The 17,442-nt window shown below is 64.4% G+C and carries 17 protein-coding genes; 3 read left to right on the top strand and 14 right to left on the bottom strand.

Annotated elements, in window-relative coordinates:
* Window positions 1–43: 43 nt before the first annotated feature.
* The 5 genes from V6S67_RS07145 to V6S67_RS07165 form a co-directional block, all read right to left on the bottom strand.
* On the bottom strand, window positions 44–220 hold the full coding sequence (locus V6S67_RS07145) for a DUF1059 domain-containing protein (RefSeq protein ID WP_334209576.1): 177 nt from the start codon (window positions 218–220) through the stop codon (window positions 44–46).
* Between the two features lie 893 nt (window positions 221–1,113).
* Entirely contained in the window at window positions 1,114–2,733 is a 1,620-nt protein-coding gene (locus tag V6S67_RS07150; protein WP_334209577.1) for an ABC transporter permease, read from the bottom strand.
* Complete coding sequence (locus tag V6S67_RS07155; RefSeq protein WP_334211552.1) at window positions 2,733–3,674, bottom strand: ABC transporter ATP-binding protein; 942 nt, start codon at window positions 3,672–3,674, stop codon at window positions 2,733–2,735. The genes V6S67_RS07150 and V6S67_RS07155 overlap by 1 nt, the downstream gene beginning before the upstream one ends.
* 631 nt (window positions 3,675–4,305) lie before the next feature.
* Window positions 4,306–5,079, bottom strand: coding sequence for a hypothetical protein (locus V6S67_RS07160; protein WP_334209578.1), 774 nt, complete (start codon window positions 5,077–5,079; stop codon window positions 4,306–4,308).
* Window positions 5,080–5,624: 545 nt separating this feature from the next.
* Entirely contained in the window at window positions 5,625–6,317 is a 693-nt protein-coding gene (locus V6S67_RS07165; RefSeq protein ID WP_334209579.1) for a hypothetical protein, read from the bottom strand.
* A 448-nt stretch (window positions 6,318–6,765) separates the two neighbouring features.
* Here V6S67_RS07165 and V6S67_RS07170 point away from each other — a divergent pair, with 448 nt between their 5' ends.
* On the top strand, window positions 6,766–7,224 hold the full coding sequence (locus V6S67_RS07170; RefSeq protein WP_334209580.1) for a DUF4383 domain-containing protein: 459 nt from the start codon (window positions 6,766–6,768) through the stop codon (window positions 7,222–7,224).
* 560 nt (window positions 7,225–7,784) lie between these two features.
* Here V6S67_RS07170 and V6S67_RS07175 read toward each other — a convergent pair.
* Together V6S67_RS07175 and V6S67_RS07180 are read right to left on the bottom strand one after the other, a co-directional pair.
* The gene (locus tag V6S67_RS07175) at window positions 7,785–8,027 is read right to left on the bottom strand and encodes a hypothetical protein (protein WP_334209581.1); all 243 of its coding nucleotides are present in this window, start codon (window positions 8,025–8,027) and stop codon (window positions 7,785–7,787) included.
* A gap of 43 nt (window positions 8,028–8,070) precedes the next feature.
* A complete protein-coding gene (locus V6S67_RS07180) occupies window positions 8,071–9,204 on the bottom strand; it encodes a glutathione-independent formaldehyde dehydrogenase (RefSeq protein WP_334209582.1) in 1,134 nt (377 codons plus the stop codon).
* Between the two features lie 485 nt (window positions 9,205–9,689).
* Between V6S67_RS07180 and V6S67_RS07185 the strand changes: the two genes are divergently transcribed.
* Window positions 9,690–10,526: an alpha/beta fold hydrolase gene (locus V6S67_RS07185; RefSeq protein ID WP_334209583.1), complete on the top strand. Its 837-nt coding sequence runs from the start codon at window positions 9,690–9,692 to the stop codon at window positions 10,524–10,526.
* A gap of 421 nt (window positions 10,527–10,947) precedes the next feature.
* Window positions 10,948–11,748, top strand: coding sequence for a GAF and ANTAR domain-containing protein (locus tag V6S67_RS07190; RefSeq protein WP_334209584.1), 801 nt, complete (start codon window positions 10,948–10,950; stop codon window positions 11,746–11,748).
* A gap of 64 nt (window positions 11,749–11,812) precedes the next feature.
* On the opposite strand, the gene V6S67_RS07195 is transcribed toward V6S67_RS07190, so the two are convergent.
* From V6S67_RS07195 to V6S67_RS07225, 7 genes are all read right to left on the bottom strand, one after another.
* Window positions 11,813–12,238, bottom strand: a complete 426-nt coding sequence (locus V6S67_RS07195; RefSeq protein WP_334209585.1) for a four-helix bundle copper-binding protein — start codon at window positions 12,236–12,238, stop codon at window positions 11,813–11,815.
* Between the two features lie 106 nt (window positions 12,239–12,344).
* Window positions 12,345–12,656: a DUF3040 domain-containing protein gene (locus V6S67_RS07200; protein ID WP_334209586.1), complete on the bottom strand. Its 312-nt coding sequence runs from the start codon at window positions 12,654–12,656 to the stop codon at window positions 12,345–12,347.
* Window positions 12,657–12,771: 115 nt separating this feature from the next.
* The gene (locus V6S67_RS07205; protein WP_334209587.1) at window positions 12,772–13,086 is read right to left on the bottom strand and encodes a hypothetical protein; all 315 of its coding nucleotides are present in this window, start codon (window positions 13,084–13,086) and stop codon (window positions 12,772–12,774) included.
* Window positions 13,087–13,214: 128 nt separating this feature from the next.
* Window positions 13,215–14,993 (bottom strand): BCCT family transporter, encoded by a 1,779-nt coding sequence (locus tag V6S67_RS07210; protein WP_334209588.1) that lies wholly within the window; start codon window positions 14,991–14,993, stop codon window positions 13,215–13,217.
* A 557-nt stretch (window positions 14,994–15,550) separates the two neighbouring features.
* Window positions 15,551–16,387, bottom strand: a complete 837-nt coding sequence (locus V6S67_RS07215) for a formate/nitrite transporter family protein (RefSeq protein WP_334209589.1) — start codon at window positions 16,385–16,387, stop codon at window positions 15,551–15,553.
* A gap of 195 nt (window positions 16,388–16,582) precedes the next feature.
* Window positions 16,583–16,918, bottom strand: coding sequence for a hypothetical protein (locus V6S67_RS07220; protein ID WP_334209590.1), 336 nt, complete (start codon window positions 16,916–16,918; stop codon window positions 16,583–16,585).
* A gap of 189 nt (window positions 16,919–17,107) precedes the next feature.
* Window positions 17,108–17,413, bottom strand: a complete 306-nt coding sequence (locus V6S67_RS07225; protein ID WP_334209591.1) for a hypothetical protein — start codon at window positions 17,411–17,413, stop codon at window positions 17,108–17,110.
* Window positions 17,414–17,442 lie beyond the last annotated feature (29 nt).

Consider the following 17,442-nt stretch of genomic DNA (forward strand, 5'->3'; position numbering starts at 1 on the left):
CGGCGCTGACCATACGCCGAACTCGTTGCCGCCACCGGGGGTGTCACCCGACCGGAAGGATGGAGGACCGGACCTGCGCGATGACATCATCCGGCAGGACGTGGAGACCGTGCGCCGATGCAGCATGTGCTGCGACCTGTGTCAGAACCTCATCATCCGAGCTGCACACCCATCGGGCGTCGCAGCCGGGCACCACGTCACCGCACGCGAAAGACTTCATCTCGTTCTCCGTTCATGTCCTGCTTCTTCCCTGAAGCAACCGTCCTGAATATACGGACCGCGCTCTCCCTGCAGGACCAGAATCAACCGGTTCGTCGAAAGACAGAGCTTTTCATGCGCTGATCCTTCGTTGACATCCGGGCGAATGACGACTGTGGCAGTTCGACCTCTTGGGCTTTACCGCCAGCAGGCGGCTGACTTCCACTACACGCAGTTCTTCCCTTCAGTCATCCGGTCAGATGAACACCCATGACTTGGCGCTTAGGTGCGGGACGCGGTGTTAGAAAATTGCCCGACAAATGCAGAATCGTGAGCGACGCTGGCCGTCGTCGCTTCCGTCAGTTCTGAAATCAAGCAACATGCTTCAAGCGCTGACCCGGCATCCGTCTTCAGGTCCTGACGGACGGGGGGGGAGGCTGAACTGGTCAGCGTTGGTCGCTTATCAGCTGGTACTGGGGGTGATCAGTGTGGACCCCAAGGTCCCCTCCCTCATCCTCGCCGGCTAGCTGAGACCCAGGGTTTCCGTGCTCGCACCAAGGTTTAGTTGCCGACGGATCCGGTCGTTATTTCGATTTCCACCTTGGCGGCGCAGGCCATGACATCCCATACATCCTCGGTGCTGAAGGTGGCATAAAGCTGCCGATGTGATCTGCGGACCTGACGACCGAACCCATCCAGAAGCCACCGGATATGGTTTCGAGCCGGAGCGCCCTTAATCACCGGTCCTCAGTTGTTGACGATTGACGGGGTTGCCGTCGGTCCGTATCCGCATCCCGATGCGCCCTGGCTCCTTTATGAGTGGTGCGTTGCTGCGTCGGACGGATCTCCTCCTGGTCATGAACTCGGTGTCGGTTAGTCCGGGCCTGACCGCTGGTCTGGTTGCCGGTGTGGGCCTCAGACAGTCACGTCCCGTTGCCGGATCAGGCGGGTGGCTGCAGCCGTCATAGCGATGGCCACGGCTATCATCAGCAGGGCGCCTTCTGGATGGAAGGCTTCAACGGGCATGGCTGAGGAGTGCCGGAACGGGCTCAGGTCCTGGACCCATCCGGGCAGGCCGAGCAGTTCTCCGAACTGCGCGAGGACCACGGCGACTGCCAGGGCGCCCCAGCCGGCAGCGCTGCTCCACCGGGGTATGACGGCGAACGCGAGCAGGGTCAGGGCAGGGAAGACGAGTGCTGCGGGGATGTGGGCCAGTGCCGCGGCCAGTACTGCGCCGGGGCTGCTGCCCTCCGTTTGCCCCAGGGCGAGGACAACCGAGGCAGAGACGCCGGCGGCAGCGGCGACGGCGGTCGTCGTGACTGCTGCCACAGTGAGGGTGCTGCCGAGCCAGCGCAAGCGTGACACCGGCACGGACAGGAGCAGTTCGGCCCGGCCTTCCGCCTCTTCCGTGCGAAGCCGCAGGACCGCTTCGATCCCGGCGACAGCGGCCATGATCCCGGCGATGCCCAGCATGGCCGTGGTGAACAGGTCGACCAGGCCCGCGTCGCCGGGGACGATGCGGCTCATCAGGTCCGCCAGGGACGGGTTGTTCTCCAGTGCGTCTCTGACCACCGGGCCCAGAGCGCCGGCCACCGCCCCCAGCGCTGCGGTGGCGATGCACCAGGTGGCCAGGCTTCCGCGTTGCAGCCGCCAGGCCAGGCCCAGCATCGATGCCAGACCGGCGCCGGCCCGTTCGGCGCCCGACGGATCCGCCGTGATGTAACTGGTGCCCAGATCCCTGGTATTGCGCAGCACCACGGCGATCCCTGCCAAGGCGACGGCGACGGCGCCGATGATGATCAGCGGCAGCGGGTCCGTCTCCGTGAAGGGGCGGGTGCGCTGGCCCCAGCCGATGGGCGAGATCAGTGCGGGCCAGGCCGCGGTGACGTGCAGCAGCGATGGGTCGGCTGTGCCGAGGGCGTCGCCGGTACCGCGGATGAGGTAGGCGAGACCCACCAGCGCTGCGGCCGTCGCGTTGGCGCTCCGGGCGGAGGGCATGAGCTGTGCCACCAGGGCGGCGGCGGACAGGAAGAATAATCCCACGGCGCCGACAGCTGCCCCCGCCAGGAGTGATCCCTGTGCCGGGAGGCCGGCGCCGATGAAACCGGCGGCCACGGCGAGGGCAAGGACCACGTTCGCGCAGGTGCCCAGGAGCAGGGTCGCGTGCAGGGACGTCGCCCGGGTGACCGGGGTGGAACCGACCAGTTCGGACCGGCCCTGGTCCTCATCAGCGCGGGTGTGCCGGATGACCAGGAATGCGCTCATCAGCCCGGCGAGCACTGCGGTGAACGAATATCCCTGGAAGAAGGTGACCGCTCCGGAGCTGATGCCGTCGGGCAGCCCCCGGAGGAAGAGGAAGGCCGGACTGGCCGCGGCTACGGAGATCAGGGCGGCGCGCTCGGCATCCTCGCCGAACTGTGTGGAGACGGCGGTCGCAGCCGCAAAACCCAGACCGGCGATGCCCAGGATCCAGGCGGTCAGGGTCCCGCGGTCCCTGCGGGCCTGGAGCAGGGCCAGGCGGAGGACAGCGCTCATCACAGCACCTGACCGTTCCGGCTGTTGTGGCTGGGCTGCCCGGCAACCTGCACACCGTAATGGCGCATGAACAGCTCCTCCAGGGAAGGGGGTGCGGCCGTGAGACCGGTGACGCCCGCTGTCGCCAAAGCATCCAGCACGTGACCCAGGTCGGCTGGGTCGGTGTCGAACTCCAAGGTTGTCCCGTCGACGCGGAGGTCATGGATTCCCCGCCAGGTGGAGACCACCTCAGGTGTCAGCGCCGAGGTGACGCGGAACCGTGTGCGGGTCAGGTGCCGGAGTTCGGCCAGTGTCCCGGATTCCACGGTCACCCCGGAGCGGATGATGGTCACCCTGTCGCAGAGCTGTTCCACTTCGGCCAGGATGTGGCTCGAGAGCAGCACGGTGGCCCCGTCGGCGGTGACCCGGCGGATCTGGCGGCGGAACACGGCGTCCATGACCGGGTCCAGGCCCGAGCTCGGTTCATCCAGCAGGTACAGCCTGGCCGGGCGGGAGAACGCTGCGATCAGGGCGGCCTTCTGCCGGTTGCCCTTGGAGTAGGTCCGTGCCTTCTTCCGCGGATCGAAGTCGAACTCGTCGACGAGCTGGCGGCGTGGGTTCTCATCCGCGCCGCCGCGCAGTCCGGTCAGCAGGTCGATGACCTCGCCGCCGGTCAGGTTGGGCCACAGCGTCACGTCCCCGGGAACGTAGGCTACATCCTTGTGTGTGCGCACCGGCTCGGCCCAGGGATCGACGCCGAACAGTCGGACGGTTCCGGACGTGGGGCGGATCAGTCCCAGGAGGATGCGGAGGGTGGTGGATTTCCCGGCCCCGTTCGGCCCCAGGAATCCGTGGACCTCGCCCGGCAGGACGGACAGGTCCAGACCGGCAAGCGCAGACGTCCGCCCGAAGGCCTTGGTGAGGCGTGAGGTGTGAAGAACGGGAGAAGAGTCTGACTGCATCACGGCACTGGTTCCTTGGTCGCGGCCACCACGCCACGACGGTCGCCATGGCATGCCGCAGGCGTTTCCGCGTGCGGGCCGACCAGGCTTCCCGGCTCTCCACCCCACAGTCTACGACCGGCCGGGAGGCGGCGGAAGTAGCCCTTGGTGTTGCCGTACACGGTGGCTTTGGGGAACGCGTTCTCGGGGGTGATGCTCGGCGTGGTCGACGGTGAAGCGTGCCATGGTTCCGTCCTCGCGCACGACATCAATCGGGTCTCCTGCTGCGAGAACTCGCAGGTTGGCGAAGACGCCGAGGCCCCCGTCGGCGGCGTTGACTTGTCCGAGGACCACGGCCGGGACCGTGTTCGCCGGGTGTCGGCGACAGGTCATACCAGCTCGCGGGTGCGCCCGGGACGCCGCAGGCACGGACGGTGGGGCCGCTGCCAGCGACGCGGAACCAGGAGGTGTGCCTGCCTTCGCGGTGCTGTCGGCGAGTGCGGCGGCGCAGCCGGTGAGCCTTAACAGGGCGACCGCCGCAGAAACCAGACGGTTTCTGCGGCGGTCGCGGGGAGAACTAATCAGGCGTACGGTACATCGGATCGGTTGGTCGTGCTGCCTTGGTGCTGCTTGTGGCTGGTGGGGCCTGGTGTCAGGCCTTGGCGCCGCTGCGGCGGACGAGGTAGGTTCCGCCGGCTGCTACTGCCAGGACGAGGCCGCCGCCGAGGGCGAGCATGCCGGTAGTGTTGCCGGTTTCCTGGGCGACACCGGTGTCGGCGCCACCGCTGGGCATGGCACCCATCTGAGATGCGACGAGCGTGCCACACAGGGCCGGCGAGGTCGCGCCGAGGGGCAGATCCGGGTTCAGGTCACTCGGCGAGGAAAAGACCTCGGTGGAGACACCGGCAGTGGCGGGGTCCAGGCCGTGGACGACGACGACGGCCTTGCCGGACTCGAGTGAGGCCTTGGTGGCGGCATCGAGGGGGATTTCGCGCTGGATGGTGTAGCTTCCGCCCTGGCCGCCGAGCTGCAGGTTCAGGCCCTCGGCGGGGGTGGTGGCGCCGCTGGTGGTCAGGGTTGTCTGGATGTCGCCGTACAGGCTGGCTGCTTCGGAGGTGCTGACGATGCCGTCGCCGTTAGTGTCATTGGCCGGGGTCGGGCAGGCACCCTGCGCTCCACCGTGGATGTGCTGCACGTGCGGGTACGGGCCGTCCATGAAAGTCTGGGCGAGACCGTTGACCTGGAGGTTCACCATCGCCGTGTCGCCGGTGACATCGACGGTGATCGTGCCGGTCCCGGTGGTGCCGTTGAGTTGGCCCAGGGTGGAGGAATACGAGGCGTCCGCGGCCATCGCGGATCCGCCCGAGAAGGCCAGGGCGCCGAGGGCGAGGGTGGGAACTGCCAGAAGTCGCATGGTCTTGTTCATCAGAATCAGGATCCTTTGCTGTGCGAATGAGACGCACCCGGTACGGGCGCGCGTTAACTGTGATTCGGAGCACTCCTGTGCGCGGATGGGACTTCCCCAGCAATCCACCTGCACAACAGTCAGCCTGCTTATTACTAGGCTGGTTACCCAATCAAAGCAGCGATTGCGTGCTACCGGAAGTGCATGGAGTGAAAGAAGTGAAAACGCGATGATCCTGAGCGAGGGACAAGGTTGCTCGGAAGGTAGTCGTCGTGCCGAATGGCTTCTTGCAGCGGGCGCCCGGGAAGTTTTCAGCTAAGCGTGGCTACGATGGGGTCATCTTCATGTGCGAGTGAGGAATGGCCGGGCGGCAGTGACGACCGGGTGCAACACGAAGGGCACGAGCGGCTTCTGCCGCTCGTGCCCTTCGTGCTTTCGGTCCGGAGGCGGCTTTAGCAAGCCCTGTCAGCCCCCGCGCCGCGGCGCTCGATTCCGGCGCCGCTGGGCAAGTGATCATCATGCTCACGCCCGTCCGCACATGGACGTACGGTTCCTGCGCGGTGTTCTTATGAGCAGGTCGTTCGTTCCACGGTGATGTCCAGGGGGTGAGCTACCGAGTAGTCCCGGTTGGGTGAGGTGAAGTCCACGGTGATGTTCTCTGCCGTCCCGGTTTCTGCGGTCTCATCGAGGGCCACTTCGACAACGATGTCGATGTGAGCGTCGGGTACGAAGGCGAACCCCCGAACCGGACGGGGTTCCGCCGGGGTTGTTGCGGTCGCCGTCGGGGCTGGCAGGGGAGTCCCTGCGGCATCGTGCCCGGCATGGGCGCCGGACTCCTTGGAGGCCGCGCCGTGGTGGTTGTGGCCTTCCTTGTTCGCGGGAGTTACTTCCGCGGAAAGGATACTCAAGTTCTCGGGGGACCCAAGTTCCACACCCGAGAACGTGAATGTTTCCAGCGTCGGGTTATGCAGCAGGAGCGTGTACCGCTGAAAGCTATCCGTGGGTTGAACCCCGCACAAGATCGCCCCGTCCTGAGCGAGGTCCAGCGGATCCTCCCCCCAATCCGACCCCACACCCACCGAATCCGGCGACTGCCCACCGGCTCCCAGGTCCTTCGCCGCCGATACCTCCGGCCCGGCGCTCTGCCCGCTCGAAGAGGAGGAGTCAGCGCCCCGGTCGCCGTTCACGCCCAAAGGATCCTCATCCGCGATGCTGCACCCGACACAGGACAAGGCGACCCCGACCAGCACGGCGACCACATGGCTTCCGCACCGATCCCTCAATCGATCCCTCCATTGATCCTTCGGCTGGTGCTCTTGTTGGTGCCGCATCTGCCTGGCCCTCTCTCCGCTGATCCTTCCCGGTTTATGCGGTCCATCACCTCCGGGCCCGCACAAAGGTCCTTCGTTGACCATCACTCACCGGACGGGCCCGACAACGGCGTCCTGACCAATGGCCCTCCTGATCGCGAAATGTAAGCCCTGCAGGAAATGCGACCCACTCATACCGTGGCAGGTCAAAGGTCCGGTGTCGGTGCGACATTGCACGTAGGCTGGCGAAGTCGTTGCCGCTGCTGCAATTTCATGAATTGCAGCAGCGGCCGGGACAGGTCTCAGGGCCTTCGGCCGACGCAGACCAGCACTTGCCGCCGTGAGCGAAGTCTGGCCGGTCACACCACCACTTGCACGTCACACTGGGAGAACATTCATGACCACCGCAAACACGCCCCACGCGGGCACCCGCACCAATGTCCAGAAAGCAGCCCTCGCCGTCGGCGCGGTCTTCCTGCTCGTCGGGATCCTCGGCTTCATCCCCGGCATCACCTCCGACTACGACACGATGATGTTCGCCGGCCACGAGTCGGAAGCGAAGCTCCTCGGCCTGTTCCAGGTCTCGATCCTGCACAACATCGTCCACCTGCTCTTCGGTGCAGCCGGCATCGCCATGGCCCGCACCATCAGCGGCGCCCGCTCCTACCTGCTGTACGGCGGCATCATCTACCTCGTCCTCTGGGTCTACGGCCTGGTCATCGGCGAGGACTCCGCCGGCAACTTCGTGCCGCTCAACGGCGCGGACAACTGGCTGCACTTCCTCCTGGGCGTCGGCATGATCGCCCTGGCGCTGCTGCTCACCCGCAACCACAAGCGGACCACCACACGCGCCTGACCACAGCAAACCCATCGCGCAACCGCATCCAGCAGAGAAGGCCCTGAGACTAACGTCTCGGGGCCTTCTCAGTCCCCAGAAACGACTCAGCGCTTGATTGGTTCAAGGACGTCCCCGCCGTCCCAACTGTGGCCGGCGGTGTAGGTGACGTTGTTCGAGCCGGTACCGGGCACGCCATAGAACGTGAGCTACTAGGCGTCGATGGTGAGCGGTGGCACTAGGGTCCACGCGGCGCGATCCGAGTCGCTGGGCGTTAGTGGCAGGTACCGGCAAGCGCTGAAAGGTTTCGGTGTCCGCTCCGTTCTCGCCTCCCTGATCCGGCTACTTGGAGAATCAGCCAGCGAACTAAACCTCTACTCCACGACATCACGATTTTTCACACGCCCGATTGCGACGGTGCGCGCCGCTTCGCTGCAGAAGCATCAAAGTCCATGCAGATCGCGGCGCGGATCGCCGAACTGACCGACACCGTCGTGGACCTCCGGGCTGCCATGGAAAGACGCCACGTCATCGACACAGCGGTCGGCGTCATTATGTCGCAGAACCACGGCGTCGCTTTCTCAGCCGCCGTACCCGCCGCTGGAGGGGGCATCGGGATCATCGGCAGGTTCGTCCGAGGAGCCGGTCACGATCTCGTCCGCGTCGGACCCGGCGGCTGCCGCATGGGTGGACGGATCCGGCGGGATCAATCCCGCATCGCGGGCTGCCTCCTCATCGGAGAAGGCCCAGCCCGCCGAGCCGTTTTCGCTGGGAACCGCACCAGTGTCAGACGCGTCACCGCCGTTCGGGGGGATGCTGTTCATGGTCGTCCTTTCCTTTCAGGAAGCGCAGGTGCAGGTGGATGGGTCAGGGGTGGAGGAGGACCTTTGTCCAGCCGTCCTCGCGCTTGTCGAACCGGGAGTAGGCGTCCACGGCATCGTCGAGGGACAACTCGTGGGACACGATCCAGGACGGTGTCGCCCGTCCGCGGATGATGAGGTCCCGAAGCTCCCGGTTGTACTTCTTCACCGGGCACTGCCCCCCGGCGATGCTGATGCCCTTGGTGAACGCTTCGCCGTAGTTGAAACCGATCCGTCCCTGCCGGGCGTCCTCGTTCGCAGCTTTCGGGTCCTCGGGTACATAGACACCGACGACACCGATGTGCCCGGTGGCCCGGACGACTTTCACGAGGTTGTCGAGCACCATCTCGGGGTGTTCCTCGCCATGGTGATCGTGGGCCTGGAAGCCGACGGCCTCCACACCGCAGTCAGCACCGAATCCGTCGGTGCCCTCCATGATCGCTTCCGCCGGGTCGGTGTCGGCGAAGTTGATGGCGGTCGCGCCGATCTGCTCCGCGAGGGCGAGGCGGTCCGGTTCCTTGTCCACCACGAAGACCTGCGAGGCTCCACGGAGGAACGCGCTGTGGGCGGCCATGAGGCCGACGGGTCCGGCCCCGAACACGGCGACGGACTTCCCCGGGGTCACCATTGCCATTTCGGTGGCGTGGTATCCGGTGGGGAAGATGTCGGAGAGCATCGTGAAGTCGTTCTCGTTCTCCATGCCCTCCGGCAGTTTCAGGAGGTTGAAATCCGCCCATGGCACACGCAGCAGTTCGGCCTGGCCGCCCCAGTAGGGCCCCATCATCGGATACCCGTAGCCGGCTCCGGGCTGCCCGGAAGGGTTCGCCCGCAGGCAGGCCGAGGTGTATCCGTTGTTGCAGTTCCGGCAGGTGCCGCAGGCCAGGTTGAAGGGGACGGACACGCGGTCGCCGACGCTGATCCGGTCAACGCCCGCCCCGACGGCTTCCACGACGCCCATGTTCTCGTGCCCGAGCACCATGCCGGCGTCGAGCTCGCTGCGACCCTCATAGGGGTGCAGGTCAGATCCGCAGATATTCGCTGTCGTGATCCGGATGATGGCATCCAGAGGACCCTGGATGGTTGGGTCGTCGACGGTTTCGACGGATAGTTCGTACGGTGCTTTGAAAACGACTGCCTTCATAGGAGAACTCCCTCACTGAAGATCGGCCCGATCACTCAAGGATCCGGGCGGGCCCAGGCTGCTGGGCTGCTTGACCTGCGCGCCGCACTACCTTCAATCTCAGGGAGGCAGTGCGTCGCAGCGGCCCTGCTCAGCATCCAGCCGCTTCTTGACCAAATACTAAGTCTACTGATGAGTCAACGTGACAAGCCGCGGTGAGGTCAAGGGGAGCACCAGCTGACCGGCGCTGCTTGACTCCCAGTGCAGCGCAACCGACGTTCGCAGAACGCCCTTCATCTCCGGCGCACCCAGGCCTCAACATCAGGTCCGCCTATCCAGCGGGCATCACGCTCCCTACGACATCGCAACCTGTACCCATCCGAAAGACAGCATGCTGACGAATATTTAGGGTGGAATGACGCGCCCACGGCGCATCACCGACAGCATCACCGACAGCACCGCCGACAGCACCGCCGACAGCACAAGCATCAGAAGGAGATATCCCTATGACGGAGATCGTCGCTCACCATGGTTTGTTCAAGAACACCAACCTCCACGTCGATGACACCGGTGGAACCGGCCGCCCCGTGGTCCTGATCCACGGGTGGCCCCTGTCCGGGGAGGCATTCAAGAACCAGATTCCCGCACTGGAGGCTGCCGGGTACCGGGTGATTACTTATGACCGTCGCGGTTTCGGTCGCAGTGACAAGCCGATGACCGGGTACACGTACGACACCTTGACGGAGGATCTTCAGGCCCTGCTTGAGGAGCTCGACCTGCGGGATGTGACCCTGGTCGGGTTCTCCATGGGTGGGGGAGAGGTGGCCCGCTACTTCGCTAAGTACAGCCCGGAGCGTATCCGCAGCGTCGTCTTCGCCTCCGCGGTCCCACCATTCATGATGCAGGGCGAGGACAACCCCGATGGACCCCTCACCAAAGAAGCAGCTGCGGGGATGACCAAGGATCTGACGAAGGACCAGGAGTTGTTCTACGACGGGTTCACCACCGATTTCTTTTCTGCCAATGGTGAGCTGAAGGTCACCGAGGCGCAGCGTCAGGAAGCCCTCGAACTGTGTCGTCAGGCCGACAAGAAAGCAGCCCTTGCCTGCATGGAGGCGTTCGGGAGCACCGATTTCCGCGATGACCTGCTCAAAGTAACGGTTCCGGCCCTGGTGCTGCACGGCGACGCCGATGCGACCGTGCCGTTCGACGGCTCCGGGCAGCGCACCCACGCCACCCTGCTCGGCAGCGACCTCCACGTCATCAAGGGTGGGCCGCACGGGTGCAACGTCAGTCACCCCGACGAATGGAATCAAGCCCTCATCACCTTCCTCGCCAAGTAGGACCCGGGCTCCTTCCTGTGTGCGGCGGCACAGGAAGGAGCCGGTCCTCCCGGGCAGCCTCGCTTGCATCCTCGTAGCGTCCCGAGCTGACTGCGCGGCACATTAGGATCGGCGTGCCTGGCCAGTGACAGACCGCAGAGTCATGTCGGGACGATCCACTTTCGGAGCGGTAACGGTGTGATGTAGCGGGGGATCAGGGCGGTGGTATGACCGGCGGAGAGGATGAGGCATAGCACGGCCGCGCCAGTGAAAGGCGACCAAATTGGGATGCCGAATCCCGCCGCACGGGTTGGACGGGGTTGTAGCGTCGGGTAATCCGTCGGCGTCCAGTGGACGGAACGAGGACAATTCAATGGCGGGGCGACAGGGGAACCTGTTTCTTTCGCGCCCCGGTGTCGGGTCCGTGACGTTGGTGAGGTTCATGATGGCGCAGGACCCTTCAATCTCGGATCATCCGTCCCATGCTGGCGAAGAAGTCAGTGGTTCGGATCCCTTCGAAACCGATAGCGGGCTGGGAGCCCGGTTGCATCACCTGGTCGCGGACAGCGGAGACATCGTCGAATACCTCGACTTCCTCACCCGCACCGCCGTCGAGGTCATCGGCTCCTACGGTGGTGACGTGTTCTGCGGGATCACGCTCCTTCGACCGCGTAGGGCTGCGACGGTTTCGAGCAGTAACGACCTCGCGCAGCGGATGGACGAAGCACAATACGGGTTCGACGACGGTCCCTGCCTGACCGCCGCACGTGAGGCACGCGAGGTGTACATCGAGGACGTCGACGACCTTCCACCGTCGTCCGGGTACCGGAAGGCGATGGAGGACTTCGGCGTCCGCTCCGTGCTCGCCTCCCCGATCCTGCTCCCGGGAGACTCAGCCAGCGCACTGAACCTCTACTCCACGGCCGCAGATGCCTTCCCGCCGCGTGATCGGGATGTCGCGCGCCGCTTCGCGGAGGAAGCATCGAAGTCCATGCAGATCGCAGTGCGGATCGCTGAACTGACCGATACCGGCGCTGACCTGCGGGCCGCTATGGAAGGACGACACATCATCGACACCGCGGTCGGCGTGATCATGTCGCAGAACCACTGCAGCCAGGAGGAAGCCTTCGCCATCCTCCGCAAAGCCTCGAACAGCCGCAACATCAAACTCCGAGACCTCGCCCAAACCATCATCGACGGAATGATCAATCACTCCCCCGGAAACCCCAACACACCCACCTGACCTGCTGCCTGACCTGTCAGCTGAACGGGATCGTGGTTCAGGTGCCTCAGGTGCCTCAGGTGCCTCAGGCGGTCCTGTGGGGAGTGATGCTGGGTGGTTGAAGGAGGTCCTTCAGTGCCAGTTCCGCGCCGTTGCAGGTGTCGGCGCAGATCCGGCAGTGGGGGTGGTCGTGTTTGCCGCATTCGATGGCGCAGGCGTTGCACGCGGTGCGGCACGCCAGCAAGACTTGCTGGATCAGAGTGTCATGCGGGTCTGTACGGCGGGTAAGGATGTCCGCTGTAACTCGGCACAGGTCAGCGCAATCCTGGTTCCTGCGGATGCAGGCGGTCATATGCGAAACGTCTTCGTCCGCGAGGCAGGCGTCGGTGCAGCTGGTACACGTCTGCGCGCAGCCGTTCAGGGCGGTGATCGCAGCGAGAACGGCGTGATCCTGCGCCGGCGTCCCTTCCGTGCGGGGGTGTGTAGTCATCATCTGCTGGGTGCGACTCACAGTATGTGATCCTTCCAAGGCGGGTACACGCGGATGAGGACGGTGTTTCACTGCCCGATCGACGGAGGAGCGTCAGGTGACGGCGCGTGCCAATCGTCCTCAAGTGTCAGCGTTGGGGAATGCCATTGCCCTGCTGGGGTGCAGGGCGCTGCAGGCGGTCAGCAGCAACGCAGACCACGATCAGTCCCGTCAGGGCCATGGGCAGGAGTTGAGCGAGGGCGCCGAGGATCAGGAGCCAGGCGCCGACGGCGAGGATGGTGATGAGGATCAAAGCGCGGCTGAGCGCTGGCGGCAGGATCCCGGTGGAGGTCGGGCCTGCCGTCATTGCGACAGCGCTTGCCGGCGTGTAGGGGAGTTCGTCGGCGAGGATACGCTCGAGTTCGTTCCACGCCTGGCGTTCTTGCCTGGAGAGCGTCACAGAAAGTCCTTCCTGGTGATGGACTGAGGAAGTTATGTGGAGGTGGTGCCTAATTAGTTCATCGAACGCGCCGGCCCCATGCCTCTTCGAATCTATTCAGCCAGCTACTTGACTCCTAAGGACCACTGTCTTCCCCCTCGGAAACCAAAGTGCTCACGTCACGATCCTTCAGGATCGACTCTGCCCCATCGCGGGCTTCGCTGCTGATGATGTAGGTCCGTCCAAGGGCGGCTGATGTCATTGCTGCGTCGACCCACAGTCCGCTCGGTGGTGTGATGTGTAGTGCTGAGACGGCGTGGCTGAAGACCTTTCGTGCGTCGTGCACGGACCGTCCCTTGGCGCGGGCAACCGTGTAGAAGATCGCTAGCTGCAAGTCGACGGCTTCGGTGCGTACAGTATGCGGTTCTGCCGATCCTGCTTTCTGATTCATAGGGATCACCTCCTCGAAAGACGCTCCAGAAGTTGGCACCGCTTTTAATGAGCGTCGGGCCACTGTGGGTTCGACGCATCACGATTCACCTCCTGCACGCAGCTTCGGAGGCTGCGCGCAGGGTGAATTCATTCCTTCTCGGTGGGAAGCCGTGCGGCGTGGATACCACTCGGCGACACGGGGGGCTCCGCTTCCTGCTCGTTTGAGAAGTCTGCGAGGTGCTCCTGTACCTGGCGTTCGACCTGGTCGGACATCGATTCGCTGACCTGGTCACTGACGCGGTCGACCATGGCCGCCGCGGCTGCTTTGCGCTGGGCTGCTTGCCAGGCGCGGTGTTCGCCGTGGAAGGCTTTCGCCGTCGCGACGCACATCAAAAGCATGACGACGCTGAATGGTAGCGCGGTGAGGATGGCCGCCGTCTGGATGGAACTCAGACCGGTGTCACCAACCAGCAGGAGGGAGATCGCCACCAGGGCGGCGAGGCCGGCCCAGAACACACGGATCCAGTTCCGCGGGTTGGGATCGCCGCCTGTGGAGATCATGCTCATCACCAGGGCCCCGGAGTCCGCGGACGTGATGAAGAAGATGGCGATGAGGAGGATCGCGCCGATGAGCAGTGCTGGACCCCCAGGCAGCTCACCAAGGAGGCCGAAGAGCGCGTTCTCGGTGTCCACTGATCCGTCCTCTGCGATCAGGCCGCCCTGGCCGAAGATCTCGCGATAGATCGCGGAGCCTCCGAGCACGGAGAACCAGAGGAAACCGAGGGTCGTGGGGACCAGCAGGACGCCGGCGACGAACTCGCGGACGGTGCGGCCCTTGGAGATCCGTGCGATGAAGATGCCGACGAAGGGTGCCCAGGACATCCACCAGCCCCAGTAGAAGGTGGTCCAGGCTGCCTGCCAGGCTTCTCCCTCGGCGCCGGAGAACGCGAGGGTGTTGAACGTGAGACCGACGACGTTCTGCAGGTAGTTGCCGATGGACTGGACGAATTCACGCAGGAGGAAGAGCGTGGGTCCGGCGAAGAGGACCACGAGCAGCAGCACGCCGGCGAGAACGAGGTTGATGTTGGACAGCCACTTCATGCCCTTGCCGACCCCGGAGATGACCGAGACGATCGTCAGCGCTGTGATGCAGAGGATCAGGCCGACCTGCGTGGCCTTGGTCGCGGCGAGGATTCCGGCGGTGTCGAGTCCGGACGAGATCTGCAGGACGCCGAGTCCGAGCGAAGTCGCCACACCGAAAAGCGTTCCGACGAGCGCGACGACGTCGATGGCGTGGCCCCAGCCGCCCTTGACGCGATCACCGAGGAGTGGCTCGAGGGTCCAGCGGATGGAGATGGGGCGTCCCCGACGGTGGACGGCGTAGGCGATGGACAGGCCGACCACCACGTAGATGCTCCAAGCGTGCAGTCCCCAGTGGAGGAAGGTCTGCGTGATGGCTTGCTGCCCGAGCTGGACGTCGGTGCCCGCGACGCCTGGTCGTGGGCTGGCGAAGTGGTTGAGCGGCTCGGCGACTCCCCAGAACACCAGGCCGATGCCCATGCCGGCCGCGAAGAGCAGCGCGAACCAGGACATCACGGAGAATTCGGGCTTGTCGTCGTCTTTCCCGAGGCGGATGTCACCGTAGCGGCTGAACCCCACCCAGAGGGAGAAGGCGACGAAGAAGGCGACGAGGGCCACGTAGTACCAGCCGAAGGCACCGATGACGTTCTCCTGGATGCCGGAGAACAGCGAAGAGGCGGAGTCCGGAGCGATCAGCGCGTAGGCCACGAAGAGCACAATGAGCGCCGCCGCGGGAACGAAGACGGGCAGCGCCAGGCGCGCGGTGTGGACAGGCTTCGTACGGGAAGTCGGACGGGCGGAGCCGGGTGGACTGGTTACTGTGTTTTTCCTGGTCTTATCGCTCATCGGAGTTCTCCTTTATTGACGCGTAGCAGGCGCGGCGAAGGGTTCCACCACGCGCTCAGGACAAGATGACGGCTACCAACACTACAAAAAGTCGCTCCTCTCAAGGGCTGCCAAGCTCATAATCTGCTGGTGAAAGGTGTGAGGGAAGCCACCTCTGCTGTTCTCCTGAGCCGCCTGATCCGCGTCAGCTCGGCGATGAAAGGACTTGCTCCAGGCGCTGCTCATCAGCGGCATCGTAGGGCAATCGTTACCTTCCGAGGTCCACCTGACCAGTGCTTCCGGGCTTTCGGCGGATGATTCCTTTCCCATGGGCTCCATGTCAGCAGTAGCAGGACGGGGAGGTCCTCGGGACCTTGGTGCCGGCCTATTCGCTGGTCGTTCCGGAGATCGTGATCGGGTTTGGGCTCCTATAGCAGGTCGGGATAGCCGTGTACTTCGCGCGGCAGATCGTGACACCTTCGCACGTCTCGTCAAAGGATCCGTTGCTTGGGCGGTGCAGGGGCTTAGGGGGTCTCGATGAGCGTGTGGGAGGGTGCCGGTGGTGGTTCGGCGTTTTGTTATCGGTCGTGGGGTGCTTCTGGGTCATCCGGGGCTTCGCTTCTGCGCTTCTCGAGGAGTTCCTTGGTGCGCACGAGCCGGAGGAGGGTGACCAGTACCAGTCCGCCGAGCATGTTGAACAGCAGGGTGTAGCCGAACCAGCTAAGCCATTGTCCGTAGCTGATGTCGGCGCCGGCGTGGATGGCGGCGAAGATGAGCAGCGAGTCGAGGACGGAGTGGAACAGCTGGAGTCCGGCCAGGAGGAATCCGCCGATGATGGTGGCGACGATCCGGGCGACGTCGTTGTTGGTGCCTTGCTGCATGCGGCTCATGAGGGTGATGGTGCTTCCTCCGAGGACGGCGAGGGCGACGGTCTGCAGGGAGAAGGGCGCGTCGACGTAATGGTGCGCGCTCTCGCTGACGGTGTCGGCCCATTCCGGGAAGGCCTGCATGACGATCCAGACGAAGACCCAGCCACCGGCGAGGTTGGCTACGAGGGTGCCTGCCCATAGTTTCCCCAATTGGGCGGCGCTTCCCTCTTTGGCGACGACGGCGGCGACCGGCATGAGGAAGTTCTCGGTGAACAGCTCGCTGTGCGCCAGCAGGAGTGCCACGAGGCCGATGCTGAAGGCGAGCCCGGCGAGCAGGTGGTTGCCCGTCTCGTGCATGACGGCGAGGTAGGCCATGATGCCGAGGCCGATCTCGAACCCTCCGAAGATACCGGTCACGAGGATGTTCCTCGTGGTGCGGTGGAGTCTTTCGGCGCCTTCTTCGATCGTCTTGTCGAAGGATTCCTTGAGTTCGTCCTCGACCGGGGCGTCTGATTCGCCCAGTTCCCGTCTGCGGTCCTCGCTCATGTCACCTTCCTGTGTCTGGGTAGAACCCGGTTGGTGAGGTTCCGGTCCCTCCGTCGCCGATGCCGGGGTCACCCCAGTGAAACAGTGACCCCGGTGATCTGCTCGCGACGACCAGTACTTGATCTTTTCGGAGCTCCAGCCACCCAGTGTGGGACGGGTAGGCCACGCCCACGACGCTTGACCAGTCCTGAAAGCTCAGGCTCTCCCGGTTCCACGTTCCTCGACCTCGACCTGGCCCTCGGCGTTAGCCTCGACGGTGGACTCGGTGTTGCTGAGGCTGTCGTTTTCCTCTGCATCGTCGCTGGTGGTGGCGCCGCGCAGTGCTTGCCGGCGGTCCAGTTCCTCGCGTAGCTCATGGTGCTGGCCTTCGGTCTCCGGATCGACGTCGCCGTTCCGGATGTACTGCAGGTCGCGGGCTCGGTGGTTCCGGCTGTTCAGGATGTCCAGTTGATCCCGGTCGAGAACGGTCAGGTCTTCCGGGAAGTCTCCTTCGGGGTCCAATCTACTGGTATCACTCATGCGGTGCCTCATTTACGTGCTGGGTGTAGAAGCCCCGCGCTTCTAGAGGCACGAGCGACGATACCGAAGTGGCCATCCTCCGTCCTACCGTTGGCCGCGGGCGTGTCTTGTTCTCGTGCGTCCCAGTCCTGTCGCTGGCGTTCCACCCGGGGCAACGGTCCTCTTGGGTCGGCGAGCTGCAGTCCAGCACCGGTAGGTCGCTCAAAGATTTTCCTCCGTCGCCCTGTCCTCGTCGTTGTACTTGTCGGTGTCCTCTTCGCGGTTGCGGAACAGTCCGTGGAGTCTTTCGCGTGAGTTCCTGGCGACGATTTCAGTCAAAGCCAGGTCAAGGAGGTCCCGTTCCATTTGTGGGAGGTCGCCTCGACCGTACACATAGTCCGCGACGGCGGGATACGACTCGATGCCGGTCAGGGCAAAGTATTCGATCCATAGGTCCCCTAGATGAAGTGCATTGTCCTTGACGAGGTTGATGACGTTCTGTTGTTGGTCGTCTGGGCCTTCGGCCATGAAGCATCTTCCGAGTCGATGATGATGCT

This window comes from Arthrobacter sp. Soc17.1.1.1 (assembly GCF_036867195.1).
Taxonomy (GTDB): Bacteria; Actinomycetota; Actinomycetes; order Actinomycetales; family Micrococcaceae; genus Arthrobacter_D.